This window comes from Sphingobacterium griseoflavum, from assembly GCF_014653155.1.
In the GTDB taxonomy this organism is placed as follows: Bacteria; Bacteroidota; Bacteroidia; order Sphingobacteriales; family Sphingobacteriaceae; genus Sphingobacterium; species Sphingobacterium griseoflavum.
The window spans coordinates 266,755-292,205 of record NZ_BNAF01000003.1; the positions used below are offsets into that span (position 1 = coordinate 266,755).

Below are 25,451 nucleotides of genomic sequence, written 5' to 3' on the forward strand. Positions count from 1 at the left end.
TCAGCTAAAATAATAAAAAAAGATTTAATACGGATCAAACAGTAGCCTCGCGATATCACAAAAAAAATGCCCAATCTCGGTAAGAGATTGGGCGCAACAAAAGTTTATTTTAATATTCAACCATTACCGCCTTCATCCTGCTTAAAAGCATTCCAGCCCTGCGCTTTCAGATTATGCACATGTCCAGATTTTGATATCATTTCGTATCCTGCAGCTTCTTCTGTTATGTATCCAATAATAGAAATATCCAATTGGTTTTTTACCTTATCATATTGATCCTGCGGCACCGTAAATAGCAGTTCGTAATCTTCGCCCCCGCTCAGCGCGCACACCGTTGGATCAAGCCCAAACTCGCGGGCTGTTTCATAGGTCATCGGATCGATTGGTATCTTTTCTTCGTAAAGTTTGCAGCCGACATGGGACGCTTTACAGATATGTAGAATTTCTGAAGCTAAGCCGTCCGATACATCGATCATAGCATGGGGCTGTATACCGTAGGTTTCGAATAACTCTACCACATCTTTACGCGATTCAGGTTTAAGTTGTCGTTCTACAATATAGTCTTTCCCTTCTAGATCGGGCTGTATATTTGGGTTTTCCAGAAAAATTTGCTTCTCGCGTTCCAACAATTGTAGTCCCACATATGCCCCCCCGAGATCACCGCTCACACAAAGAAGATCGCCTTCTTTTGCCCCAGATCGATAGACCACCTTGTCCTTATCTGCATACCCAATACTAGTAACGGATATAACCAAACCTTGTGCAGAAGCTGAAGTATCGCCACCAATCAAATCTACCTTGAACTTCTTACAGGCTATCAAAGCACCTTCATAAATCTCCTCCACCGCTTCCAAAGGAAATTTGGAAGACAAACCTATTGAAAACGTGATCTGAGAAGCTATCCCATTCATGGCATAAATATCACTGAGGTTAACCTGAACAGCCTTGTAGCCCAAATGCTTAAGTGGAACATATCGGAGATCGAAATGTATACCCTCTAGCAATAAATCGGTCGATATGAGCGTTTGTTTGGTAGAAAAATCCAACACGGCTGCATCATCACCAATCCCCTTTATGGTGGTGGGTTCATTTAGTTCAACAGCTTTCGTCAGATAATCAATTAAGCCAAACTCACCTAATTCGCTGATATTTGTTCGTTCCTTATTATCAAACATGCGTTAAAAATTAAAAGTAAAAAAATCAGAAAGCCACAAAATCTAGAGCTTTCACAACCATTGTCGAAAAGGATAAGATTTCCTTCTTTCAACTTTTGGATAGGCACTATAAACCAAAGCGTTCTGAAATCTCCAGCATACGCTCGATAGGTTTTCTAGCCTGTGCTACGACATCTGCTGGCAAGTCGACTTCCGGGAGCTCGTACAGTAAGCAATTATACAGCTTTTCCAAGGTATTCAATTTCATGTGCGGGCAATCGTTACACGCACATACGTTATTTGGCGGCGCCGGTATAAATGTTTTTGTTGGACTAGCTTTCTGCATTTGATGCAATATACCTGACTCCGTCGCTACGATAAACTGTTGGGCCGGGTTTTCTATCGTGTATTTCAACATACCAGAGGTAGAACCAATATAGTCTGCCTGGCTCAAAATATGTTCTTCACATTCTGGATGGGCAATAAATTTGGCATCCGGAAATTGGTTGCGTAGGTTCACGATTTTGTCCTGCGAGAATATTTCGTGTACCATACATGCACCATTCCAAAGAACCAAATCACGACCGGTCTTCTTTTTGACGTAGTCGCCCAAATTACGATCGGGTCCGAATATGATCTTTTGATCTTTGGGCAGACTTTGTACAATTTCTACCGCGTTGCTCGAGGTACACACGATATCTGATAACGCTTTTAACTCCGCTGTGCAGTTTACATAAGTGATCACCAAGTGATCCGGATATTGCTCCTTGAATTTCGCAAAAAGATGTGGCGGGCAACTATCTGAAAGCGAACAGCCAGCTTTTAAGTCGGGTAACAACACTTTTTTTGATGGCGATAATATTTTTGCCGTTTCCGCCATGAAATGAACGCCAGCAAAAACGATCATCGCTGCATCAGTCTTGGCCGCTTGCTGAGACAGTCCTAAACTATCCCCTATATAATCTGCTATATCCTGAATTTCAGCATCTTGGTAATAGTGAGCCAAAATAACCGCATTCTTTTCTCTCTTAAGTCGCTGAATGTCAGCAACAAGATCCAAAGTGGGATCTACTGGCTCGTCGATATAACCTTTTGCCTCTAAATCCCTTTCGAAGGTTGTATTCATTTATCTTTCTTCTCTACAGTTTGATGAGTGCTTCCTTTGACGAAGCAACATCACAAAAGTAAACAAAGAAAATGAAACGAAATCCACATTCCCTTTTTCCAATAAATGATAATGTTTTTTAAAAGAAAGATTCTTGTTGTTTATTAGTCTGTGGAAAATGGGGATAACTGCTCAAAAATTATTTTTGATTCGTTATTTTCTTTAGGTTATCCACAGTTTATCCACAGTTTTAGATGGCTTAAATCCTGATTTCTAAGTTTTTGATTTTTCGGGTTTTTCTCTTTCCATAATTTACTGTTGATTTTTTACTGTTTACAATTTGTTAATATCTCGTTGATTTTATCTTAATTTTTGATAGCAGTATGTTAGCTTTTTGGGGGTCTTGTGGAAACATAATAAGTTTTCAATTTTAGTTAACGCTTTATGTACAGGTTTTCCACATATTTTGTTAATTTGTTTCTTTTAATTAGGATACTGCATAGGATTAGTTACGGATATGGCACATAGAAAGGTTGATTTTTTAATAATAGGTTCTGGAATAGCGGGATTGAGCTTTGCTTTAAAAGCAGCGACCTTAGGCAAAGTGCTGATTATCACGAAGTCTAATGAAGACGAATCGAATACGAAGTATGCACAAGGTGGGGTAGCTGCCGTTGTGGATAAGTCGGATAGCTTTGATAAGCATATCATTGATACAGAGGTTGCTGGTGATGGATTATGTCATCCAAAGATTGTGGAAAACGTGGTGAAAGAGGCACCAGCCCGTATCAGGGAGCTTATAGACTATGGTACGAATTTCGATAAGGTGGATGAAGACCATTATGATTTGGCTAGAGAAGGCGGCCATTCCAAACACCGCATACTTCATTATAAAGACATTACGGGTTACGAAATAGAACGGGCCCTGTTGGAACAGGTACATGCACATCCGAATATTGAGATGCTAACCCATTACTTTGCGGTGGATTTGATAACGCAACATCATCAGGGTGTTCATGTAGATAAGATGACGGCCGATATTACCTGTTTCGGTTTATATGCGTTGGATACGAAAACCAACAAAATCGAAACGTTTTTAAGCAGGATTACCTTGATGGCGTCGGGCGGTGCGGGACATGTCTATGCAAGTACAACCAATCCCACTATCGCTACAGGAGACGGTATTGCCATGGTTTATCGGGCTAAAGGTAAAGTACGGAATATGGAGTTCATACAATTTCACCCCACATCGCTTTATAATCCAAAGGAATCCCCTGCATTTTTGATTTCTGAAGCTGTCCGCGGTTTTGGCGGCGTGTTGCGTCGGGTAGACGGAAATTCTTTCATGGAGGAATATGATCCGCGCGGCTCGTTGGCTTCACGAGATATTGTTGCACGAGCAATTGATAACGAGATGAAAAAGTCAGGGCTTGATTTTGTCTACCTTGACATTACCCACCGAAAGAAGGCCGAGATATTGGCGCACTTTCCAAACATATATGAAAAATGTATGTCTGTTGGGCTCGATATGACGGAGGATTATATCCCCGTGACGCCAGCGGCTCATTACTTATGTGGCGGTATTTTGGTTGATGAAGTGGGGAAGACATCCATACAGCGTCTTTATGCATGTGGTGAATGTTCGTCGACTGGTTTGCATGGTGCGAATAGGTTAGCTTCCAATTCACTATTGGAGGCTGTGGTTTATGCCCATCGTATTTTCCAAGATGCAAAAGAGAGTCTGCCGAATCTAGCTTATGCCGATTCGATTCCTGATTGGGATGAATCTAAGGTAGCGTCGCTCAACGAAGAAATTTTGGTGACCCACAACCTACGCGAAACGCAAAAGCTGATGAGCGATTACGTGGGTATCGTTCGTTCTGACTTTCGCTTAGATCGCGCGATGCGGCGCCTGGGTTTTCTGCACGAGGAGACGGAAAATTTTTATAAGGAAACGAAGCTATCTGTTAAACTATGTGAGCTCCGCAACGTTATTCAAGTAGCTTATTTGATTGTTAAGTCGGCTATGCAGCGGAAGGAAAGTAGAGGATTACACTACACGACGGATTATCCCGATAAATCAACAAATCTAAACGATACAATTTTATAATATGCCAACAATTTTACCGGTAAAGGGTGTGTCACCTACATTCGCTGATGACGTTTACATTGCTGATAACGCTACCGTGGTAGGTGACGTGCAGATCGGTGATCATTGTTCCATTTGGTTTAACGCGGTAGTGCGTGGGGATGTAAATTATATCAGAGTTGGCAATTACAGTAATATCCAAGATGGTGTCGTAATACATTGTACGTATCAAAAAAATGGTACAGATATCGGTAATTACGTGAATGTAGGTCACAATGCAATTGTTCACGGTTGTACAGTCCAGGATTATGTGTTGATCGGAATGGGGGCGATCGTTATGGACCGTGCGGTGGTTCAATCGAACGTGATCATCGCTGCCGGAGCAGTAGTTTTGGAAGATAGTGTGTTAGAAAGTGGGTTTTTGTACGCGGGGGTTCCGGCAAAGAAAATCAAGCCACTGACCGACGAACAGCTGGCCATGCTGAAGCAGCTTCCGCATAACTATGTGCTATATAGTTCGTGGTTTAAACCTCAATAGTGTTGCCGTATCTTGCCGTTAGCCTATCGCCACATTATGGTTTTGGTAGGTTGATGGTTTCGTTTTGATCCCAATTCGCTCGGATACTGAAAGTTTTTTCGAGATACCAGATATTTTCAGCCTGTCGTTTAGCATATACATCCGCAGGATCCCACTTGCCGTTGGCGTTTGCGTCATAAATAACTCGCAAACTATATTTACCACCCGGGAATTTATCGTATACAATGGTGTTTGTACGTTGATCTAATATTCGGCTGTCGAATATTTTCTCTTTTTGTTCGTCAATTAGCTGAACGATATACTGCATGGTGGAATCTACCCCGTTCACGACAAAGGTAATGTTTCCATAGTTGTCGGATTCGTCAAACGTAAACTGGGTCTTCGACTCTTTATTGGTATCGTCGAAAGGACTCTTTAAAGCTCCCTCTTGTATAACCAGTTCATAATTTCGTTTGGCGCGCCAATTGTACCGGATATGGTAGAGATTTAGGTTGCTGCTATCTTGTTGAAGCTGAAAGTTTCTTCGGGACACCGAATCCTCATAAACCATAATTTTAGACTTGTCTACGGATGCCAGTGGCGTAAAGCTAGTTAGCTTGATGTGGCTCGTTCGATCCACTTTGTTATTGATGTTTAGGATAGGTTTTATCTCCCGGTCTTGTTTTACATTTCTGCTCGTGCGTATCAAGATGGTGTCGATGATATCATTTCTGGAACCCAACTGGATTTTAACAGAATCGAGTTCTTTCTGTGGAATGAAAATTCTAGCCGAGTCATTATCTAGACTGTAACGAACGATTTTTTGTGCATCAATTTCTGAAGGGTGCAGGATGCGCATGAACGGCTCGTCTAAAGGTCTGTTGAAGGTAAGCAAAATATTTCCTGTAGGTTCGATTTTCTTTTCCAATGTTCTAAAGTCTCTTGGATATGCTTTCGTAATCTCCAGTTTTATTCCTGTAATATCCTGATTTAAGAAAATACTGTCTTGCAAAAATCCTATCCATTCATCATTTCCATTAAATATACGGTCGTTATTTTGCTCTTTCAGGGCGTAAATACGGTAAGTATTTTCTCTAAGATTATTGAATTTAAAATTACCCGAGGTATCGACATTGGTGAAAATGTTTGCCTTTCGTTTGCCAAATATACTATCCTGACTTGTCGGAATGAGGAGAACTTTGATATTTTCATCTTTTTTCATATCAAAGCTTTTGGTAAAGCCGTTTTTTACCGACCCGCTGATAGACAGTGAGTCCAGTTCGGGGCCGGTAGCAAAAACATAATTATAGTTTATTAACTCGTTTCCTTCGTTATAATCCACTAGACCTTTTCCAAAGTTGATCGTATAGGTTGTGTTGTCCTCTAAGGAATCAGGGAGTTGGATGACTAAATTCTTTTTGCGTACTTTAAAAAGGGGTTGTTCATCGAGGTCAGGGCTTATACTGAACTCTTTAAATTGATTATTCAATTTTATGTACTCGTCGAACGTTAATACTATCTCTTTATCTTTGAAATTTTTAGAGAAGTTATTTGGAGATTCATTCAATACTTTTGGTGGCAACGAATCCTTTGGTCCTCCAGAAGGTCGTTGCACGTTAGCACATCGATTGAAAGACAATACGAATAGTAGCATAAAGCCGATAAGTACAATAATTCGGTAATTTCGCATTTTAAAGCGTTTCAAGATACTTTCGGCATTTTTGGAATGTTCCATCATAAATTTTATAATATTCGCTTACACGGCTTTATTTGAATCGAGTGTATTATTTATATAAATGATTGACTATCAGTATCTTAACTCATGTGTACCATAAGTACGCTAATATCTGATGGTGATACGCCAGAAATTCGAGATGCTTGTCCTAGTGTTCTTGGCTTGACCTTTAGAAGTTTTTCTCTGGCTTCGATAGATAAAGACAAAAGGGCACGGTAGTCAAAGTCTGGATTGATTTCTTTATCTTCCATCTTTTTCATCTTGTTAACGATCTCCATTTCTTTCTCAAAGTAGCTTTCATATTTCACTTTAATTTCAGCCTGTTCAATTGTTTCTTCTGGAAATTTTGAGAGAAATGACGCAAAGTTCGTATCAGATCTTGCCAAGTCTTGAATGGTAACTTGAGGGCGTGTCAATATATTGAACAGTCTGTATTTTTGGTTCAAGGTGCTGGAGCCTAGTTCCTGGAGAATAGGATTGATAGTATCAATATCAGCACTGTGCTGCCTCATGTAAGCAACAATGCGATCTGAATCCCCTATTTTTTGCTGGACTTTAGACAATCTTTCATCACCTACCAAACCTAGTTTATGAGCTAATGGCGTTAGTCTTATATCAGCATTATCCTGCCGAAGCAATAAACGATGTTCTGCTCTTGAAGTAAACATACGATAAGGCTCTTCTGTACCTTTAGTTACAAGATCGTCAATCAATACACCTATGTAAGACTCCGAACGTTTTAGGATAAGTTCGTGCATATCGTTGATACGCTGATGCGCGTTTACGCCTGCAACGAATCCCTGCGCTGCCGCTTCCTCGTAGCCCGTTGTACCGTTTATTTGACCAGCAAAAAATAGATGTTTTATACGTTGGGTTTCTAACGTAAGATCCAGTTGCATAGGTGGAAAATAGTCGTATTCTATCGCATAACCCGGGCGATACATTTTGGCATGCTCAAAGCCTGGAATAAGCTGTAGTGCTTTTAATTGTACATCTTCCGGAAGGGATGTCGAAAAACCGTTTACATAGATTTCAACCGTTCTGAATCCTTCAGGTTCTACAAATATTTGATGTCGATCACGTTCAGCAAACCTATTGATCTTATCTTCTATGGAAGGACAGTATCGAGGGCCAAGTCCCTTTATTCTTCCTGTAAACATTGGTGATTTATCGAATCCGGTTTTAAGCACTTCATGCACTTTTTCGTTAGTGTATGTGATCCAGCAACAACGTTGTTCGGTTGGTATATCTACGTCGCTGTAAGAAAATCTTCCTTTTTTCTCATCCCCCCATTGCTCCTCCATCAGCTGGTAATTTAACGATCTTCCGTCAACCCGAGGTGGAGTACCGGTTTTCATACGACCCGACTCAAAGCCCAAGCTGACTAACTGTTCGGTTAATCCTGTCGCTGCTTTTTCCCCTGTACGACCTCCACCTATTTTCTTTTCGCCGATATGTATAATGCCATTTAAGAATGTCCCGTTTGTCAGTATAACAGCATCCGAGTCAATTCGAACGCCTAGAGAAGTTACGACACCGCACGCTTTACCGTTTTCTACGATCACCTCTTTAACGGTATCTTGCCACATATCCACGTTGGTTAGGGACTCCAGTGTGAGACGCCATTCCTCAGCAAATCGCATACGATCGTTTTGGGTGCGTGGACTCCACATGGCTGGTCCCTTTGAACGATTCAGCATCCGAAATTGAATGGTTGACTTGTCTGCGATGATCCCGGTATACCCTCCCAGCGCATCAATTTCACGTACTATTTGTCCTTTAGCGACTCCCCCAATTGCAGGGTTACAACTCATCTGCGCGATAACCCCCATATTCATGGTGATCAATAATACTGACGAACCCATATTAGCAGCAGCTGCTGCCGCTTCGCAACCTGCATGGCCCGCTCCTACCACGATCACATTATATTTTTTAAACATGTTTCTTTTTAATATGTTTCACGTGAAACTTTCGTGGATAAATGACAATAGATTCATTTTAGCTGTACACTGTTTCACGTGGAACGACTTATATATTTTCCGCCAATTCCATCCAACGCTCCGATTTTCTTTCTAACGTTGATTCGAGTAGTTTTATTTCTTCTGCTATCTTGTGGAGATCTTCATACGCTGTAAAATCTTTCAAATCCTCTTGCTTGCGAGAAATGGACTGCTCTATTTCTGCGATCTCTGCTTCCAATTCTTCGTATTCCTTAAGTTCTTTGTAAGTGAGTTTTTTCTTCTCTGTCTCGGTAGCGGTCCTTACAGGCTCCTTACTCGTTGTTTTTTCCTTTTCTACCTTTGCCCTCTGTTCTTCTTCAGCTTTGTGGTCTGCATAGTTTCCATTATAAATACGTATTGATCCTTCCCCCTCAAATATAAAGAGCTGGTCACTCAAACGGTCAATAAGGTATCTATCATGAGATACCAATATTAAAATGCCGGGATAGTTATCAAGAAATTCTTCCAGTACATTTAATGTATCAATATCTAAGTCATTTGAAGGCTCATCAAGTATAAGGAAGTTTGGACTTTTCATGAGGACGCGCATCAGTTGCAGGCGCTTCTTTTCTCCACCGCTTAGTTTACTGACGTGGTTAAATTGCTTTTCCGGAGGAAAAAGAAACAGCGTTAAAAGCTGCGATGCCGTGAGCGTATCGCCGTTTGCCATCAATATATATTCTGCAACATTTTTTACAACGTCTAGTACTCTATCACTTTCGTGAAAATCTAACCCACCTTGTTGATAGTACCCGAAAACCGTTGTTTCTCCAACATCAATACGTCCAGCATCCGGTTTTATCTGTTGCGTTAACAAGTTAAGAAAAGTAGTTTTTCCAGTACCATTCTTTCCCGCTAAACCTATGCGGTCTCCTTTTTTAAAGGTATAGCTAAAGTCAGCAATGATGTTTTTTTCATCATAAGACTTATATAATTCCTCAATCTCCATGATCTTAGAACCCTGTCTCGACACTTTTACGGATAACTGCACGGTATCCTGCTTACGAGGACCTTTAGATTTTTCTTCTAAGTCATAGAACGCTTCGATGCGCGCTTTTGATTTCGTGCCACGGGCTTGAGGTTGTCGACGCATCCATTCCAGTTCCTTTTTTAATAAATTTCTGGCCTTGTCGGCCATAACAACGTCAATGCTTTCCCGCTCCGCTTTCTTTTCCAGAAAATACGTGTAGTTTCCCTTGTAAAGATATACCTCCCCCCGATCTAGTTCACGTATTTCATTACAAACGTTATCCAGAAAATAACGGTCGTGCGTAACCAACAGCACTGTTTTATTTCCAGTAGTCAAGAGTTTTTCTAACCATTCGATCGTTTCTATATCCAAATGGTTGGTAGGCTCATCTAATATGTAAACATCTGGTTCATCGATCAACAACTTTGCGAGGGACAAGCGTTTTTTTTGGCCGCCCGATAGATCGCTGATGTGTTGCTTAAAGTTGGAAATCTGTAACCTATTTAAAATGGTTTTTATATTATATTCGTATTCCCATGCCTCCATCGCAGATAGCTTGTCCGTCAAATCAGCCAAACGATCGTGATCGATTTCCGGTTCTGCAAGAAGCTCCTCATATGCTTTGATAAGCTGTTGCTGCTCGTTGTCCGCGCTGTATATAAAATCGTTTATTGTTTTTAAGCCATCGAAATTTGGTTCTTGATTAAGAAATCCTATTCGAAGACCTTTTTCTTTGACGACTTTTCCAAAAGTAGGCTGTTCGATACCAGCAAGTATTTTCAATAGGGTAGATTTACCGGTCCCGTTTATACCGACCAAGGCCACCCGATCCCCTTTCTGCAATCCAAAGTGAAGATTTTTGAAAAGCCATTTGTCGTTATAATAATGGCCAACTTGCTCTGTAGATAATATGCTCAAATTTATAAAGTTTTGACAGACAGTAAATTATGTGTATTATAGCTGCACACTGTTTCGTTGATAAACGCTGAAATCCGCTTGTTCACAAGCAAATTGGCGACGCTAACGGACCAACTGGTGTAGTATACTATATTCCAATCACAAAAATAAGTAAATATTTGTGGTATTCGCGATTTTGGATTGCATCGCGTCATTAATTTACAAAGGAATTAAGAATCAATTCAGCTTATAGGAAGCAATTAAATTGAATCTGGGGATATCTACCGAAAAATAGCTCCCATCAAGTTGTTTGACCATTTCGTAATAGCCTTCCATAAAACCGATATCGCTTTTCAGGTTGCAACCGGATGTATAGCGGTGCACCCCTCCAGGCGTTAGAATAGGTTGTTCTCCTACGACCCCTTCCCCGTCAACGCTCTTGTATGCACCATTCGAATCAAATATATCCCAATGGCGACTGATCAACTGGATGGTATAGTCGCTGAGGTTTTCGATTGTAATTTGATAGGAAAACATGAAATGTTGCTTATCTGGATTCGAATATTCTGGCTGATAAACAACGTCTACGGACACCTTGATACCTGCTGTGATCTGTGTAGTCATTTGAAAATAAACTTATTAATCACTACCAAATTATTAAAATATATCGAAAAACACAATTTTCTTTTATGTACTTTTTATAATTACTAACACAGGTGATGTAATATTTAGTAGTTTTGAATATGTCAAAAGGAACGTTGTACTTAATTCCTGTACCTTTATCGGAAGGCGCCGAAGAAGCGTCTTACACGGTTTTTCACAAACAGGTGATTGATCATATTGAGGAGTATATCGTGGAAAATGAGAAGACGGCAAGACGCTTTTTAAAAGCAGCAGGATTTTCTAAGCCTCAAAATACATTGGTGATACATGACTTTGGCAAACATGTGCGAAACGAAGTGAACTATAATGAGTTGTTCCGGTCTATTATGGCCGGGCGTGATATGGGATTAATGTCGGATGCTGGATGTCCAGGAGTGGCTGATCCCGGCGCTGAGGTGGTGGCTGAGGCGCATAAGCGAGGTGTCCGCGTCGTGCCTTTGGTTGGGCCAAGCTCCATCCTTTTGGCATTGATGGCTTCCGGTTTTACGGGGCAAAAATTTGCCTTTCACGGGTATTTGCCTATTGACAAGGTCGAGCGAGGGAGAAAGATAAAAGACTTAGAAAACCAATCGGCCCGCGAAAAGCAAACGCAGTTATTTATTGAAACACCATTTCGGAACAATACGCTGTTTGAGGAATTGCTGAAACATTTGAAAAAGGGAACAAAGCTTTGTATCGCTTGTAATCTTACAGCTCCCGACGAAGTAGTGCAGACGCGGTCAGTTGCTGAGTGGAGCAACCATAAATTGGATTTGCATAAGAAGCCCACGATTTTTTTAATTTATGTCCATTAATTTATAGTTCGATATGTTCGAAATGCTACCAGAGTACGTAACGGAAGAAATGCTGTATGCTGCATTTATCGCAGGCGCGGTTAGGATCGTCATTTGGATCTTTTTCGCATACACGATTTACAGCACGTTGAAACTTGTGAAAAAAGAAAATCAGAATATTTTACCGAGCCAAGCTTGGTTTGTTGCACTGCCTCTATTCAATATTTTTTGGAACTTCGAAGTTGTGCGTCGACTCACGGACTCGTTGAACAATGAATTTTATGATCGGCAGATTGAGGTGGACGAACGTCCAACGCAAAAGTGGGGAATGTGGTTTGCATGGACATTTCTAATTAGTTTTCTACCACTACCGATGTTCATTCTCATAGTCGTGTCTGTCTTGCATTTGGTGTACTTTATCACATATTGGGTGAAAATACACGAGCACAAAGTATTATTGAAGATGCATATCGCGCAGTTTGGTGAAGATTATAATGCAAAAAAAGAAGATGAAGATTAAAGAACTTACGCAATATTTAGAGCAGATTGCTCCATTGGCGTATCAGGAAAGTTATGATAACGCCGGATTGATTGTGGGCCATCCGGATGATGACATTCACAAAGGCCTTATTTCCTTGGACTGTACAGAAGATGTGCTCGATGAAGCAATAGATAAAGGTTGCGATATTATTATTTCACATCACCCGATAGTTTTCAAGGGACTAACGAAGCTCAATGGCAAGAATTACGTGGAAAGGGTCGTCATGAAAGCAATAAAAAACCAGATCGCATTGTATGCCATACACACTAACTTAGATAATGTTTTTGGTGGAGTGAGTAGTAAAATTGCCGAAAAATTGGAACTAGCGTCTTACGCGACGCTGCGTCCAAAAACCGGGCTGTTAAAGAAGCTGGCTGTTTTCGTACCGCGTACCCATGTAGACACCGTACGGGAAGCCCTTTTTTCGGCCGGTGCTGGGGCAATAGGCAATTATGATCAATGCAGCTATAACACGGTTGGTTATGGAACTTTCCGGCCGTTGCCCGGTGCTGAGCCGGCTGTTGGCGATATTGGTCTGCAGGAACGGGTCGAGGAGACGAAGGTGGAAGTTATATATCCAGCTATTAAAGAACGTGCCGTATTGTTGGCGATGTACCATGCCCATCCCTATGAAGAAGTAGCACACGATGTGGTGAGCTTAGCGAATCCTTTGCTTGCAGTAGGTTCAGGAGCAATCGGTAATTTGCCTACGCCGATGCGTGGCGAAGCGTTTTTGGCTTACCTCAAAGAAAAATTGCAGCTTAATGTGATTAGACACACTCGTTTATTGGATAAACCCGTAAGCCGGGTCGCGGTATGCGGTGGAGCAGGTAGCTTTCTGCTGCAGGAGGCCAAGCGGTCGGGAGCTGATATTTTTATTTCGGCAGATTATAAATATCACGAGTTCTTCGATGCAGAAGATGAAATCATCATTGCAGATATCGGACATTATGAAAGTGAACAATTTACACAAGAATTATTATTGGATATTATTCGGAAAAAATTTGCTAACTTTGCTGTCCTATTGACAGAAATAGAGACAAATCCTATAAAATACTACAGTTAATGGAACAAACCGTAGAACAAAAGTTAAAAGCACTTTGGGCCTTGCAGTCCATTCATACGAAAATAGATAAGATTCGTCAGGTACGTGGCGAGTTACCTATTGAGGTAGCCGATCTTGAGGACGAGATTGCGGGTCTTGATACGCGCATCGAGAAAATCAGGACAGATTTAGATGATCTGGAAGATTCGATTGTAACACGTAAAAACATGATCAAGGATGCGCAAGCAGCGATCAAGAAGTACGAAGGGCAATTGAACGAGGTGAAAAACAACCGAGAATATGACGCTATTTCCAAAGAAATAGAGATTCAAGGTTTGGAGATCCAAGTTTGTGAAAAACGTATTCGCGAAGCCGAGTTTGAAATTAAAAACAAAACGGAAGGCTATGAGGGAACGCTTAAAAATCTGGATTACAGCAAGAGCGAATTGGATGTGAAGAAGCAAGAGTTGGAGACGATTACTTCTGAAACCCAAAAAGAGGAAGATACGCTCGTAGAAAAAGCGGATGCTGCCACGAAGCATATCGAAGATCGTTTGTTAAAAGTCTATGATAAACTTCGTAGATCTTTCCGCAATGGCCTTGCCGTCGTGTCTATTGAACGTGATAGCTGCTCGGGCTGTTACAACAAAATACCACCCCAGCTGCAATCTGAAATTCGCCAGCGCAAAAAGATTATTATCTGTGAACACTGCGGTAGGATTATCGTGGATGAAGGCATTGTTTTCGAAGAAGAAAACGGCTAATGCAATAAAAGCAACATGAAAGGGCTACGATCTGATGACGTTAGCCCTTTTTTTTGTGTGATATGCGTACTCTTACTTAGCGAAAAGGAGCAAATAGACAGTAGTAGTGTTATCTTTCATTCCGTTACTGCGGGGTTTTGCAACATATCTGATATATTTACCTAAACACCCTAAATTAAATTACTTTTGAACGAATTAATCAGTCATTTATCTGCATGAACAAAAAGAAATCGATAGTTTGGCAAGCCTTACTATACTCCAGCATTTTATTGTCTGCCGTACAAGCGCAGCAGAAGGAAACGCTACTTCTGAGAAGTCCCAGCATAAGCGATAAGCACATATCGTTTGTGTATGCTGGCGATATCTGGATAGCCGACAAAGATGGCGCTAACCCGCGGCAACTTACTGTAAATCCCGGCGTAGAACAGAATCCAATATTTTCTCCGGATGGGCAACAAGTTGCATTTACCGGAAATTATGATGGCAATAACGACGTTTATGTTGTTTCAATCTATGGGGGCGCGCCCAAGCGCGTAACCTTCCATCCTTCATCCGATGTGCTTCGTGGTTGGTTAAATAACAACGAGGTTTATTTTACGACAACAAGGGAGTTTACTTACTCGTTGGGTTCTAGACTATACAAGTCAGCACTATCCGCAGACGTTTCTACAGCGCTGCCAATGCCAGAAGCCTATCAAGGTAGTCCATCAAAGGATGGACGTTATTGGGCATACATTAAGAATGGGGATCCAACAGAGCGTGACCGAGTAGCTTTTAAACGGTACCGAGGCGGAGGAATGCCTTCCATTTGGATATTTGATACCCAAACAAAAGAGATCGAAGCAATCCCCGGCGGTCGCAGCAACGATGTAAAACCAGTTTGGTTAGGCGATAAGGTATTCTTTTTGTCCGATAGGGATAAGATCGTAAATGTCTATAGCTACGATACCAAAACGAAGAAAGTAGACAAACTGACCCATTATAAAGATTACGACGTGCGCACCTTAACTGGTAACGGAAACGAACTAACCTTTGAATATGATGGACGCCTTCATATTTTAAATACGACGACCAAAAGGGTCAATAGCCTAGCCATACAGGTACATGCGGATGCCATGTACAAACGACCGCATTACATAGACATGGGGGGAGATATCCGCTCGTACGGCATCTCGCCTACTGGACAACGTGCCCTTTTTGAAAACCGTGGTGAGATATTCTCTGTGCCCAAGGAAAAGGGCGATGCTCGAAATATATCTAATTCTCCGGGATCACATGAGCGTTATCCTGCGTGGTCGCCCGATGGAAAATGGATCTCTTTTCTCTCTGACAAAAATGGTAAATACGAATTGGTACTCCGCGACCAGATGGCTAAAGATGAACCTGTGTACATCACACTGGGGCAAACATCGTTTTATTTCCAGCCAACATGGTCACCAGATTCTAAAAAGTTATTTTATAACGATGCACATTTAAACCTGTATTATGTGGATATTGACACGAAGAAAATAACGATGGTGGATAACGACAGGTTAGCATCCATCACGGGCAGGACGTCCAACCATTTCCAACCGGCATGGTCATATGATTCGAACTGGATAGCGTATGTGAAAAGCTTGGGAAATGGCGTACGGACGTTATTTATGTATAATCTGGAAACCAAGCAACAAACTCAAATAACAGATGGGATGAGTGCTGTAAACCAGCCAACCTTCAGTCGTGACGGAAAGTACCTGTTTTTTACGGCGAGTACAAATATAGGACTTACCAACTCTGGTTTGCATATGTCCGCGTATGAGAAAAATGTAAGCTTTAACGTGTACGCATTTTTACTGTCGAAAGAAACGCCGTCTATCTTCAAGAACGAAAGCGATGAAGAGAAGGTTGCAGAAGACAAGAAAGACAGTAAAAAAGAAGAGGCGAAAACGGACAAGAAAAAAGAGGATGAGAAGGATAAGGAAAGCAAGAAAGATACGGACAAAGACAAAAAGGCCGCACAGATAAAAGTGGATTTTGACGATATAAACAACCGGATTGTAGCCTTGCCTTTACAGCCAGGTTATTACAGTTTGGATGGAAGTACGGAAAACATGCTGACCTACATGCGGGGTCGTTCCATCGGTGTTTATGATTTGGTGAAATTGGAAGATAAAACCATTGTTGAAAACGCCAATGGCTTTGAGATCAGTGCCGATGGCAAGAAGATGATTTATAGCAGCAACCGCGAATACTTTATTGTAGCGGCTGGTCAAAAGCCGGCTCCGGGTTCCGGAAAGATCGAGCTTAAAGATATTAAGCAACTTGTTGATCCTGTAGCCGAATGGAAGCAGGTATTCAACGAGGTTTGGAGCATGCAGAAAGAGTTTTTCTATGTAGAGAACATGCATGGTGTAGATTGGGATGGTGTCAAAGCAAAGTATGCGAAGTTTTTGCCTTATGTTGGTCACCGCTCCGACCTAGGCTATCTCCTGAACGAAATGATGGGAGAAATGGTTGTTGGTCACAATTACATCTATCCCGGAGATCAGCCTTCCAGTCCGTCAGTCAATACGGGTACATTAGGGGCAGATTTGGAAGCGTTGCCCAATGGATACAAAATCAATAAGATATATACGCGGCTAGACTGGAACCCTTCTTTCAAAGCTCCCCTCGCTGAGCCGGGACTTCATATAAAAGAAGGCGAGTATATTGTTGCCATCAATGGGGTGCCAGTCAATGCTTCGGTCAATTTGTATCTGCTTTTGGAAAACATGGTGGATAAACAAGTTACCTTGAAGGTAAATAGCTCCCCGTCGCTACATGATGCTAGAGAGGTGGTCGTGAAGCCCATTTCTTTTACGGATGAAATCGCTTTGCGTAGAATGGACTGGGTAGAAGGAAACCGTAAAAAAGTGGACGCAATGAGCGGCGGAAAAATTGCGTATGTATATATGCCAAATACGGGAGGAGATGGATATACGTACTTTAATCGGTACTATTTTTCCCAAATGGATAAAAAAGCGCTGCTGTTGGACGAGCGTAACAATGGTGGTGGTTCAGTGGCCGATTATGTTATCGATCTGCTATCGAGAGAGCTGATCTCTGGCTGGAAGGTTCGCGATGGGAAAAGCTTTACAACACCTGGGAACGGAATTTTCGGTCCGAAGGCAATGATCATCAATGAGAATGCCGGATCCGGAGGGGACATGATGCCTTACATGTTTCGTTTCAAAGGTTTGGGTAAGTTGGTGGGACGTACCACCATGGGCATCCTCGTCGGTATCTCCGGTTATCCACCTTTGTTGGACGGAGGAAGCATCACCTCGCCCAATTTCGGAATTTTTGATTTGAAAGGAAACTATATCATCGAAAACGAAGGGGTTGCACCAGATATCTTTGTGGAGCAGACACCCAAGGATTTGTTGGAAGGTAAGGATCCGCAGCTGGAAAAAACAGTTAATCTATTGTTAGAAGAAATGAAGACCTACCCCTACAAGGAACTTAAGGATCCGAAGGATCCAGTTCGGGTAAAATAAACGTAGAAGGAGCGCATTTTCGCTCCTTCTTTCATTATATTCGTTTTCAAAAATGAATATGACGCATGGACGCTTTGGACAGACAGCTTAAAAACCCTTGGACAGATTTGCTTACGCTTTTTGTATTGCTATTGCTGTGTACAATAGGGATACAATTTTTCTTGCTAGTCGCTGCTTGGGCTTTTGGAAAGGATTTAGTGGATCTCATGCGAACAGTTTCCGAAAACACCGGGGAAGTGAACTATTTCAGTTACCTGGTGCTGGCATCCGGTTCGTTGGGCACATTTTTACTTCCCGCCTATTTTTTTTACCAACGGCGTACAGATGTAAACTTTCTTACGAAAGATAGCTTGACAGGTTGGAGAGCCTATGGCGGTCCCGTTTTATTCCTTTTCGCGTTAGCCCCGATAATGAACCTTATTGGGGAATGGAACATGCAGATGGCGCTTCCCGATAGCTTAGGCGGCGTAGAAGAATGGATGCGCAGACAGGAAGATAATATGGCGCAGTTAACAAGCCAAATCGTCATGACGAAAAGATGGGACAGATTACTGTTAAATATCATCGTAATAGGTTTCCTCCCAGCTATCTGCGAAGAGTTCTTCTTTCGTGGTGCGCTGCAAAACATTTTTAAACGTATCGTAAAAAGCGAGGTGGCGGCGATATGGCTCGTTGGTTTTATTTTCAGCCTCATACATTTCCAGTTCTATGGCTTCTTTCCTCGATTGCTATTAGGGGTGATATTTGGTTACGCCGTGCTTTGGACGAAAAACATATGGACCGCTGTACTGGCCCATTTTGTCAACAACACCACGGTTGTTTTGCTGGCATTCTATTTTGCCCAGCAGGGTAAGGGCTACGATGCGCTTATGGAAGTCGATACTTACCCAATAATTATGTATCTTGGCAGCTTCGTTTTTAGTGCGATGATTGGATTCGTATTTTATCAATACATAAAAAAAGAGCTATATGGAAAACGGTTGGATAAAAATAGCGACCTATTCAAGTGAATTGGACAGCGAAATGGCGAAGCTTTTATTGGAGCAACATGATATCAGGACCGTCATGCTGAACAAACAGGATTCGTCGTTCAAGTTCGGGAAGATCGAGCTTTTTGTACAGGACGAAAACTTCGCAGAGGCAACAGCAATCATGGCCGCTAACGATACGAACAAGGTGGATGAAGACTAGGGCCATAACAGGATTTTTTTTTATAGGCGTACTCATTGCCGCTGTTTTATTGGGACCATTCGTCTTTATTCCTTTTTTTGCATTACTAGGTGTCTATAGCGTATACGAGTTTTATAAAATGGTGCAAGCCATGGATATAAGACCGCTGGTATGGACTGCTATTGCTTGCGCCACTATCGGATTTCTGCTGCTAGGGGCGGTGCTAGTTGGCTTTTTTCCAGAAGGTAGCCTTTTGTGGCTTTTCTCCGCAGCTTTCTTATTGTACATCACGGCGCTTTTTCGCCAATCGACGACGGCGATACAGGACCTTTCCTATACCTTGTTTGGTTTATGTTATGCAGCCATACCTTTCGGTATCTTCATCTGTTTAGGCTTCTTAGAAGGCTCATACGACCCGTATATTCCATTGGGATTTCTTATCCTGCTTTGGACCAATGATACGGGAGCTTATTTGGCAGGAAAGAGTTTTGGTCGCAGAAAGCTGTTCGAGCGGATATCACCCAATAAGACTTGGGAAGGTTTCGTCGGAGGTATGCTCCTTGCTGTTGTAGTGTCGTTCAATTTAGGCCGCTATTTTGACGCGTTATCAAATTGGCAATGGCTTACGCTGGCCCTCATTATCGGCACATTCGGCACTTTGGGCGATTTGGTGGAATCCATGCTAAAGAGAAATACCGGTATGAAGGATTCGGGAAGCCTGCTGCCCGGTCATGGCGGTCTTTTAGACAGATTTGATGGTCTTTTAATGGCTGCACCGCTCGTATACATATTCCTGAAAACCTTCGTGTTTTAACTAAGATGTAGCACGCATTTCGTTTACACCGATGAACATAGAAAAACAAACATTCAGCTTCTTAAAGCAACTGAAGGCTCATAACGACCGGGAATGGTTCCAAGCAAACCGGGATGCCTACGAAGCCGCCTTGGCAAACGTTAAATCGTTTATAGGCGCCCTTATTCATGAGCTTTCTACCTTCGACCCACACATTAATACAGATATTCAAGCGGGGAAATGCCTCTTCCGCATATATCGCGACACACGATTTTCGAAAGATAAAACGCCTTATAAACATTGGTTTGCCGCTGGTATATCGGTCGATGGCCGAAAGCTGGACGGACCAGAGTATTATTTGCATATCGAGCCGGGGAAAAATTTTCTGGCAGCAGGCTATTGGCGCCCGGCCAAGCAGCACTTGGACAGTATACGCCAAGAAATAGATTACAATTTTAACGGGCTGCAACAGGGGCTTCGCCAGGGTGGCTGGGAGATCGGAGATCTCTCTACCGAAGATAAATTAAAGCGGGCACCTGCAGGCTATAGTGAAGACCATCCGCACATCGATCTGTTGAAGCTTAAGAGCTTTATCCTTTACCAATCTTTCGACGACGAACAATTGCAGGGCAAACAAGGACTACGGCTTCTGTCCGATACGGCAAGGCGCATACTACCGTTCAAGAGCTTTATTCACGAAGCATTAGATCAATAGGGAAAAGAAATCTTTCCCATGCATACCGCCGGTGAATCTTTGATGTTTGTTACATTGCTTGCTGTCCCAGCAACCGTTTCGTTGGCTAACATAGCAAATAAGCAGGCTTCCTTCGCATCCGGGTCTAGGCCCAACGCTTGAAACGAAGCTATCTTTGCTTGCGGCATAAGCGTCGCCAGATAGGCCATCAAAAGCGGATTATGTATACCCCCTCCGCTCACATATACGGCCATGCTATCCAAACGGCTTGCCTGCTTGGCGAGACCTTCCGCAATCGTGACGGCCGAAAACATCGTTAGCGTGGCTAATACGGAGGTTGGCGCAAGGGATTCGGTACGAGAAAGTCGTTGCGCATTTTCTAGATACGCCAGGTTGAATAGCTCTGGGCCTGTTGTTTTTGGAAAGGATTCGTGAAAGAAAACGTGCTCCAAAAGGCATGCTAACAAGCTGTCGTTCACATCTCCTTTTTTTGCTTCCCGTGCATCCTCATCCATTTCTTTACCAAAGTGCGCCTTCATATATTGGTTTATAAGGGTATTGCCCGGGCCAAGATCGGTCGCATACGCAAGCTCTTTGCTGCATTTTGGTGGTAGGTAGGTGAAATTTGCGATGCCTCCGATATTAAGAAGAAATCGATGCTCTGTATCGCTGCGGAATAATAGATAATCGCCATATGCAGCAAGCGGGGCCCCTTCCCCATCAGCAGCAAGGTGTTTCTGCCTAAAATCACCGATCGTAATGATACCGGTCCTGACGGCGATATGGTCAGCATCCCCGATCTGTAACGTGCTGTTTGGATAGCTAGCATCCTCCTCCAGTAATCTTGCCGGAGCATGGTATACGGTTTGCCCATGGCTCGCAATAAGATCGATCTCTGACGCATCTATACCCCACAGCGCAAGCGCCTTATTGATGAGTGTAGCGTGCACCTCGCCGATGTAAGGATGCAGGCCACAGAGTAGCTGCTGATCAATTTGCCGTTTGGCAAAGACAGCACGCACCCGCTCTCGAAAGATCGCATCATAGGGCAACGTCATAAACTTCTCCAAGATCAATGTGCTGTCGCTGCCACTATGGGAAACCTTACACACGGCTATATCGAGGCCATCTAGCGATGTTCCAGACATCAGGCCGATAATGCGCCGGCTGGCCTTTGCCCCTATTTGATACAATCGTTCAATTTGCGTGTTCATCCCGCTAAAGTACAGATTAATCTAATTCGAAAAAATGTCCGCAAACACACGGTTGGGTGAAAACGGGTAATTTTTGGTTATGTCGAAGGATAATTATATTTTTGGGCAAAGAAAAAACATATGAATTTCCCAGCAGAATTAAAATACACCAAAGACCACGAATGGATTCGTGTGGAAGGTGACGAAGCCGTTATCGGTATTACGGATTTCGCGCAACGCGAATTAGGGGATATTGTCTTTGTCGATATCAACACCGTAGGTGAAGAGGTCGCAGAAAACGAAGTATTTGGAACGGTAGAGGCTGTTAAAACGGTGTCAGACCTTTTTATGCCCGTTAAATCAACTGTTTTGGCTGTCAACGACGCTATTGATTCTTCTCCCGAGCTGGTGAATACAGATCCATATGGAGAGGGGTGGATTATTCGTGTTAAATTGGCAGACGCCGCCGCTGTGGAGGCTTTGTTGTCTGCAGATCAATACAAAGCAGAAGTCAACGCTTAGTTAATAGAATTAACGGTTCAGGAGTTAAATTTCGAGCCGGCCAGTACGGAAAGGTTTGATTTAGGACCCATCCCAAAATAAAAGCGGAACTGTCGATCCCGACAGTTCCGCTTTGCTATATCATATCCGTGCTGCTTATTGGACGGTAAGCACCACGTCACTTACTACTTTTGTACCCTGTACCTCAATAGATGTTTTTACATCTGCACTTTTTGTGACAAATGTCTTCTTGTCCAAAACATAGGATCCAGCAAGCGTGCCTACCTCATTGGCTGAACCATCCATTAGTTTTCCCACCACATCGATAACATACCCCTCCTCATTCTCCGCTTTAAACGTTGAGGTCGTTTCTGTTTTGGAAATTAGTGGGTTCTCTCCCATATCTGCGCTGTGCTGCCAGGTAGCACCAACAGCAACTGGGTTTTCGGGAAGAGGTGTAGAAATGCTGGCAAATGACGACTTGTCCATACCTTGACCAATTCCTTCAGGAAGAACCACATCTACTGTTTTACCTTTTGGGGTCAATATCACCAAAATAGCTTGGTCGATAATTTTTTCGAATTGCGATCCCATCATTTTGGCCATCTCATCCTTTGGTTCCTCTTCGGAATTATAAGACATTGTCATCATTCCGGCATCGACATCAACTTTGACAGCTTTTGTCACAGTCTCGATTTTGAAGTTTTCGTCTTGTTTTTCCGTGGCGGTCATAACCATTTTCATATTCATGTCCATGATCATGCTTTGTGGGCCTTCCACATCAGTCTTAACCTGCATCAGCATATTCATCGGCTTGCCAATTTCCGGATTCAGTTTGAAATCAACGGTTTTTTGCGCGAAAGAAACGAATCCCAAACAAAGGGCTATTCCCGTAAATAAGTATTTTTTCATAATGATATCTATATCTAGTGAATATAATAAAAAAATTGGAATTCTATCTCGGCGCGTCCCAATGAAGCTTTCAAGACATAGAAAAAGGCACTCCAAAATAGGGGTGCCTTTTTCTGCCATGTTATGCTGTTGATTACTTTTTCAAGTATGACACTTCTTTTACTGCTTTTACAACTTTTGCTACACTTGGGAGGGTTGCCTCGACTAATGTAGGCGCATAACCAAGTGGTACATCTGCTGACGTCACACGAATAACTGGGGCATCAAGATAATCGAAAGCATCTTTTTGTACCCTAAATGCAACTTCAGATGAAATAGATGCTAATGGCCATGCTTCTTCCACAACAACAAGTCTATTTGTTTTCTTTACAGACTCGATGATGGCCGGAAAGTCGATTGGTCGTACCGAACGTAGATCGATCAACTCCACGTTGATGCCCTCTTTCGTCAATTCTTCCACGGCAGGAAGTACAACGCGAGGAATCATTTTTCCGAAAGACACAATCGTGACATCTGTTCCTTCTTTTATCACGTTGGCTTTACCGATAGGAAGGTAATACTCTTCTTCCGGAACAGCGCCTTTATCGCCATACATCACTTCGGATTCCATAAAAATAACTGGATCTGGATCGATAATCGAAGATTTCAATAAACCTTTCGCATCATAGGGGTTGGATGGCACCACAACTTTCAAACCAGGAGTGTTTGCGAACCAATTTTCGAAATTTTGCGAGTGTTGTGCCGCCAGTTGACCAGCATTACCCGTAGGACCGCGAAAAACAATAGGACAAGCGAACTGACCGCCACTCATTTGACGGATCTTCGCTGCCGCATTGATTATTTGGTCTATCGCAACCAATGAAAAGTTAAAGGTCATGAATTCGATAATAGGACGCAAACCGTTCATGGCTGCACCCACACCGATACCCGCGAAACCGAGCTCGGCAATTGGTGTGTCGATGACACGCTTTGCACCAAATTCATCCAACATGCCTTGGCTCACTTTGTATGCACCGTTGTATTCGGCGACTTCTTCGCCCATCAAGAATATCTTATCATCTTTCCGCATTTCTTCGTTCATTGCTTCACGAAGTGCTTCTCTGAATTGTATTTCTCTCATCAGTTGTAAAATTGTGTCTTTTTTGAATACCGCAAAACTACTATATTTAATTGATATTTCGTAATGGATTCCGCGCAAAAATGCCTAAAATATGTCATTATGCAGGGAGCTTTTACAGGTCTTTTTGAAAACGTTTATCTCAGAAAATTAAGGAGTTCCTGTAAAAAATCATTCAGGTTTTTGACCGCAAGCCCAATTTGCCACGAATCGCGATCGCGGGGTTCGATATAATTAGACGCTGCACGAAACTGTAAAATGGGTACGCATTCTTCGTGAGCGACAAAAAATGCAGCGGCACCCTCCATGGATTCCATAATCGGTTCATCGTATCGACTTCGGAGCTGCGCAATACTTGAAGCATTCCCATGCACCTTATTAACCGTAATGCCCCGAATCTCTCTCACGCAAGGGATAGGCATAGGAAAGGATGGCATACGTTGCAAAAAATAGCTTTTTGCGTAGCCAAGTGTATCGATAGTAAGAAAGTGGTCTTGGTCTTCGGCGCCAAATTCATACACTTCATCCGAAACAATTTGGTATACCGTGCCCAGTTTATCCTTGAAAGCACTGATGCCACCAATGCCTACCTGAACAATGAGATCTATCTTTCTTTGCTGCAAGGTCTTGGTCAGTGCGTAGGTCGTCGCGAGCATGCCAACACCAGTGATCAAGGAAGGTATTTCCCGTTCATCTAAAAACGGAAGCGACGGCATGATTTCTTCTATTGTGGCGGCAATGACGAGTATATTCATGGTGCGGAAATTGCTTAAAAAGGTGAAGTTACTAAAATATACTTTTTTGCCCTATCTTTGTTTATATGATCTACATTACAAGACGCGAAAGATTTTGCGCTGCGCATAAACTGTTTCGGGAAGACTGGTCGACAGAACAAAATGAGGCGGTTTTTGGGAAGTGTTCCAATCCAAATTGGCACGGACACAATTACGAGTTATTCGTCACCGTGAAAGGAGAGATCGATCCAGAAACAGGTTTTCTCATCGACTTGAAAAAGATGAAGCAAATCATGTTACGCGAGGTCATCGATAAGATTGACCATAAAAATGTCAATCTTGACGTAGATTTTATGCAGGGCAAAAGAGCGTCCACCGAAATAATTGCCATAGCTATATTCGATGTTCTTCAGCCTTTTTTTGAACAGGAGGGGGTTGTGCTACATGCCGTGAAACTTTACGAAACCGAAAACAATTTCGTAGAATATTTTGGTTGATATCTTAGCCACCCGTCCAATACATACTCATGATATATGACAGAGCCTGCATGCTCAACGATGATAATTTTA

At 42.4% G+C, this 25,451-nt stretch carries 23 protein-coding genes; 13 read left to right on the forward strand and 10 right to left on the reverse strand.

The window, feature by feature from the left end; genetic code table 11:
* Nucleotides 1-116: 116 nt before the first annotated feature.
* Both thiL and nadA read right to left on the reverse strand, forming a co-directional pair.
* Nucleotides 117-1,175, reverse strand: coding sequence for a thiamine-phosphate kinase (thiL, locus tag IE165_RS05330; protein ID WP_189625559.1), 1,059 nt, complete (start codon nt 1,173-1,175; stop codon nt 117-119).
* 106 nt (nt 1,176-1,281) lie between these two features.
* On the reverse strand, nt 1,282-2,280 hold the full coding sequence (gene nadA / locus IE165_RS05335; protein WP_189625560.1) for a quinolinate synthase NadA: 999 nt from the start codon (nt 2,278-2,280) through the stop codon (nt 1,282-1,284).
* A 496-nt stretch (nt 2,281-2,776) separates the two neighbouring features.
* Here nadA and nadB point away from each other — a divergent pair, with 496 nt between their 5' ends.
* The gene (nadB, locus tag IE165_RS05340; protein WP_189625561.1) at nt 2,777-4,369 is read left to right on the forward strand and encodes an L-aspartate oxidase; all 1,593 of its coding nucleotides are present in this window, start codon (nt 2,777-2,779) and stop codon (nt 4,367-4,369) included.
* 1 nt (nt 4,370) lies between these two features.
* A complete protein-coding gene (locus IE165_RS05345) occupies nt 4,371-4,886 on the forward strand; it encodes a gamma carbonic anhydrase family protein (RefSeq protein WP_189625562.1) in 516 nt (171 codons plus the stop codon).
* Between the two features lie 34 nt (nt 4,887-4,920).
* Here IE165_RS05345 and IE165_RS05350 read toward each other — a convergent pair whose 3' ends face one another.
* The 4 genes from IE165_RS05350 to apaG form a co-directional block, all read right to left on the reverse strand.
* Nucleotides 4,921-6,603 (reverse strand): Ig-like domain-containing domain, encoded by a 1,683-nt coding sequence (locus tag IE165_RS05350; RefSeq protein WP_189625563.1) that lies wholly within the window; start codon nt 6,601-6,603, stop codon nt 4,921-4,923.
* Nucleotides 6,604-6,680: 77 nt separating this feature from the next.
* Complete coding sequence (mnmG, locus tag IE165_RS05355) at nt 6,681-8,540, reverse strand: tRNA uridine-5-carboxymethylaminomethyl(34) synthesis enzyme MnmG (protein WP_189625564.1); 1,860 nt, start codon at nt 8,538-8,540, stop codon at nt 6,681-6,683.
* Nucleotides 8,541-8,628: 88 nt separating this feature from the next.
* Entirely contained in the window at nt 8,629-10,488 is a 1,860-nt protein-coding gene (locus tag IE165_RS05360; RefSeq protein WP_189625565.1) for an ABC-F family ATP-binding cassette domain-containing protein, read from the reverse strand.
* 216 nt (nt 10,489-10,704) lie between these two features.
* The gene (gene apaG / locus IE165_RS05365; protein WP_189625566.1) at nt 10,705-11,091 is read right to left on the reverse strand and encodes a Co2+/Mg2+ efflux facilitator ApaG/CorD; all 387 of its coding nucleotides are present in this window, start codon (nt 11,089-11,091) and stop codon (nt 10,705-10,707) included.
* Nucleotides 11,092-11,210: 119 nt separating this feature from the next.
* Between apaG and IE165_RS05370 the strand changes: the two genes are divergently transcribed.
* The 9 genes from IE165_RS05370 (at nt 11,211) to IE165_RS05410 (ending at nt 20,446) form a co-directional block, all read left to right on the forward strand.
* Entirely contained in the window at nt 11,211-11,924 is a 714-nt protein-coding gene (locus IE165_RS05370) for an SAM-dependent methyltransferase (protein WP_189625567.1), read from the forward strand.
* A 13-nt stretch (nt 11,925-11,937) separates the two neighbouring features.
* Entirely contained in the window at nt 11,938-12,423 is a 486-nt protein-coding gene (locus IE165_RS05375; RefSeq protein WP_189625568.1) for a hypothetical protein, read from the forward strand.
* Entirely contained in the window at nt 12,413-13,510 is a 1,098-nt protein-coding gene (locus IE165_RS05380; RefSeq protein ID WP_189625569.1) for a Nif3-like dinuclear metal center hexameric protein, read from the forward strand. The genes IE165_RS05375 and IE165_RS05380 overlap by 11 nt, the downstream gene beginning before the upstream one ends.
* Complete coding sequence (locus IE165_RS05385; protein ID WP_189625570.1) at nt 13,510-14,253, forward strand: zinc ribbon domain-containing protein; 744 nt, start codon at nt 13,510-13,512, stop codon at nt 14,251-14,253. Before IE165_RS05380 ends, IE165_RS05385 begins: the two co-directional genes overlap by 1 nt.
* Before the next feature lie 215 nt (nt 14,254-14,468).
* Nucleotides 14,469-17,768 carry a S41 family peptidase gene (locus tag IE165_RS05390; RefSeq protein ID WP_189625571.1) on the forward strand — a complete coding sequence of 1,100 codons (3,300 nt, stop codon included), beginning with the start codon at nt 14,469-14,471 and terminating at the stop codon, nt 17,766-17,768.
* A 65-nt stretch (nt 17,769-17,833) separates the two neighbouring features.
* Nucleotides 17,834-18,778, forward strand: coding sequence for a CPBP family intramembrane glutamic endopeptidase (locus IE165_RS05395; protein WP_189625572.1), 945 nt, complete (start codon nt 17,834-17,836; stop codon nt 18,776-18,778).
* Nucleotides 18,738-18,959 carry a putative signal transducing protein gene (locus IE165_RS05400; RefSeq protein WP_189625573.1) on the forward strand — a complete coding sequence of 74 codons (222 nt, stop codon included), beginning with the start codon at nt 18,738-18,740 and terminating at the stop codon, nt 18,957-18,959. Before IE165_RS05395 ends, IE165_RS05400 begins: the two co-directional genes overlap by 41 nt.
* Complete coding sequence (locus IE165_RS05405) at nt 18,949-19,752, forward strand: phosphatidate cytidylyltransferase (RefSeq protein WP_189625574.1); 804 nt, start codon at nt 18,949-18,951, stop codon at nt 19,750-19,752. The genes IE165_RS05400 and IE165_RS05405 overlap by 11 nt, the downstream gene beginning before the upstream one ends.
* A 31-nt stretch (nt 19,753-19,783) precedes the next feature.
* Nucleotides 19,784-20,446, forward strand: a complete 663-nt coding sequence (locus IE165_RS05410) for a DUF2461 domain-containing protein (RefSeq protein WP_189625575.1) — start codon at nt 19,784-19,786, stop codon at nt 20,444-20,446.
* Here the strand turns inward: IE165_RS05410 and IE165_RS05415 are convergent.
* Nucleotides 20,440-21,639, reverse strand: a complete 1,200-nt coding sequence (locus IE165_RS05415; protein WP_189625576.1) for an anhydro-N-acetylmuramic acid kinase — start codon at nt 21,637-21,639, stop codon at nt 20,440-20,442. The genes IE165_RS05410 and IE165_RS05415 overlap by 7 nt on opposite strands.
* Before the next feature lie 120 nt (nt 21,640-21,759).
* Between IE165_RS05415 and gcvH the strand changes: the two genes are divergently transcribed.
* Nucleotides 21,760-22,140 (forward strand): glycine cleavage system protein GcvH, encoded by a 381-nt coding sequence (gene gcvH, locus IE165_RS05420; protein WP_189625577.1) that lies wholly within the window; start codon nt 21,760-21,762, stop codon nt 22,138-22,140.
* Between the two features lie 135 nt (nt 22,141-22,275).
* On the opposite strand, the gene IE165_RS05425 is transcribed toward gcvH, so the two are convergent.
* The 3 genes from IE165_RS05425 to IE165_RS05435 all read right to left on the reverse strand — a co-directional run bounded on the left by IE165_RS05425 (nt 22,276) and on the right by IE165_RS05435 (nt 24,903).
* Nucleotides 22,276-23,031, reverse strand: coding sequence for a DUF6263 family protein (locus IE165_RS05425; RefSeq protein ID WP_189625578.1), 756 nt, complete (start codon nt 23,029-23,031; stop codon nt 22,276-22,278).
* Nucleotides 23,032-23,164: 133 nt separating this feature from the next.
* On the reverse strand, nt 23,165-24,151 hold the full coding sequence (locus tag IE165_RS05430) for a pyruvate dehydrogenase complex E1 component subunit beta (protein ID WP_189625579.1): 987 nt from the start codon (nt 24,149-24,151) through the stop codon (nt 23,165-23,167).
* Between the two features lie 134 nt (nt 24,152-24,285).
* Complete coding sequence (locus tag IE165_RS05435; RefSeq protein ID WP_189625580.1) at nt 24,286-24,903, reverse strand: nucleoside phosphorylase-I family protein; 618 nt, start codon at nt 24,901-24,903, stop codon at nt 24,286-24,288.
* 65 nt (nt 24,904-24,968) lie between these two features.
* Between IE165_RS05435 and IE165_RS05440 the strand changes: the two genes are divergently transcribed.
* Complete coding sequence (locus IE165_RS05440) at nt 24,969-25,379, forward strand: 6-pyruvoyl trahydropterin synthase family protein (protein ID WP_189625581.1); 411 nt, start codon at nt 24,969-24,971, stop codon at nt 25,377-25,379.
* The last annotated feature ends 72 nt before the right edge of the window (nt 25,380-25,451 follow it).